Below are 1,917 nucleotides of genomic sequence, written 5' to 3' on the forward strand. Positions count from 1 at the left end.
CTGGAGGACATCGCCGCCGAGGTCACCGAAAAGCAGGTGGACGGCGTCATCGTCTCCAACACCACCATCTCCCGACCGTCATTGCGCAGCGGCGACACCGCGCGCGAGACCGGCGGGCTCTCCGGAAAGCCGCTGTTCGAGCGTTCGACCATCGTGCTGGCGAAGATGCGCAAACTGCTCGGACCGGACCGCGCCATCATCGGCGTCGGCGGCGTCGATTCCGCCGATACGGCGCTGGACAAGATCCGTGCGGGTGCTGATCTGGTCCAGCTCTACACCGGCATGATCTATGCCGGGCCTTCACTGCCGGGCCGTATCCTTTCCGGAATGGTCCGTTTCGTCGAAAAGGAACGGCTGAAGTCGATTTGCGAGTTGCGCGGCAGCCGCCTCGACTTCTGGGCGTCCAGGCAACTCTGAGCCTGCTCTCAGGAGCGTAGATTGCGACTGACGGCCCGCTCGCAAATGGCGCCGCCGATGGCAGGCAACACGCCGAAGAGAAGCAATTGCGCGGTGCCGCCGATGCCAGAAACCGCGGAGAGAATGAACGCAGCGAGCAATCCCAGCGCCGCGCCCAAGACATATGGCAGGTAGCTTCGCATAAGCTCGCCCTGGAACAATTGGTGCATCAAGTCTGTTGGAAATCGACTGGAAGTGCAAGTGCATCCGACCGCACAGCAGGGCAACGAACTCGGTTTAACGGGTTGCTTCGGAGCCTCGCCGGCGCATTGGCTGACGGAGCATCAAACGAAAAACCCGCCTGTGCGGCGGGTCACTGGCGCAAATCAGCACCATGGCCAAAAATGTACCATAGCTGAGATCACCGAGTCAAGAAAAAATTCCTATCGCGAACAGGTGCCGTTCGCTGCCTGGACGGCGCAGGGCCTCCCGGAGGGCACCGTCTAAAACGCCGTCCGCACCCTGAGCCGCAGGATCGTCAGCAGGCTGAAGCCTCGCACCAGCAGGAAGACGTGCAGCGCCGCCCAAAGTCCATTGTTGCCGAAGGCGGGCGCAAGGGTCAGCAGCGCGGTCGCGAAAACCAGGAACGACAGCAGCATCATGTTGCGCATGTCGCGGGACCAGGTCGCGCCGATGAAGACGCCATCCATCTGGAACGCCAGCACACCGCTCAGCGCCGTGAATGCCGCCCATGGCAGGTAGATGTCGGCCACCGAACGGACTTCCTCCGATGTCGTCACGAGAGCGACCAGATTGGCGCGACCAGACAGCATTACCAGCGTCGCGGCTCCCGCCAGTCCGAAACCCCAAAACAGCGTCAGCCGCACGGCCTGGCGGAACGGTGCGGCGGCACGTGCGCCGACGGCACGGCCCGCCAGCTGTTCGGCGGCGGTGGCAAAGCCGTCGAGGAAATAGCCGGCGACGAGGAAGAAGTTCATCAGCACGGCGTTGGCGGCCAGCGTCACCGTGCCGAACTGCGCGCCCTGGCGGGTGAACAATGCGAAGGCGGCGAGCAGCGAGAACGAGCGGATCATGATGTCGCGGTTGAGCGACATCATGCGCAGGAAGGCGGCCATGTCGAGCAGGCGGTGGCGCGGCAAGGATGGGGCGGCCCGGAACCGGCGGATAACGATCGCCAGGCCGAGCAGCATGGCCAGGAACTCACCGGTGACGGTCGCCCAGGCAACGCCGGCGACACCCCAGCCAAGTTCCAACCCAAGCACGAAGCAGAGCGCGATGTTGATGCCGTTCAGCACCAATTGCAGCATCAGCCCAAGCCCGCCCTCGCCGCGCCCCAGCACATAGCCGAGGATGGCGTAGTTGATCAGCGAGAACGGCGCCGCGAGCAGCCTGATCCTGATGTAGACGCCCATCGCCTCGCTGACGCGCGGTTCGGCGCCCATGAACTTTTGCCCGGCGATGGCGACCAGCGGCGCAAGGGCAGCGAGCACGATGCCGGCG

The 1,917-nt window shown here is 64.3% G+C and carries 2 protein-coding genes and 1 pseudogene; 1 reads left to right on the top strand and 2 read right to left on the bottom strand.

Annotated elements, in window-relative coordinates; translation table 11 throughout:
• Positions 1-417 (top strand): annotated as a pseudogene (locus EN906_RS32480) (dihydroorotate dehydrogenase (quinone)); the annotation flags it as partial.
• A gap of 8 nt (positions 418-425) precedes the next feature.
• Here EN906_RS32480 and EN906_RS37560 read toward each other — a convergent pair.
• Both EN906_RS37560 and EN906_RS32485 read right to left on the bottom strand, forming a co-directional pair.
• Positions 426-599, bottom strand: coding sequence for a hypothetical protein (locus EN906_RS37560; protein ID WP_164748943.1), 174 nt, complete (start codon positions 597-599; stop codon positions 426-428).
• 300 nt (positions 600-899) lie between these two features.
• The coding region (locus tag EN906_RS32485; protein ID WP_127375696.1) for an MATE family efflux transporter at positions 900-1,917 on the bottom strand (1,018 nt) is incomplete at its 5' end.

Origin of the sequence: Mesorhizobium sp. M7A.F.Ca.CA.004.06.1.1 (genome assembly GCF_003999135.1) — a bacterium.
Taxonomy (GTDB): domain Bacteria; phylum Pseudomonadota; class Alphaproteobacteria; order Rhizobiales; family Rhizobiaceae; genus Mesorhizobium.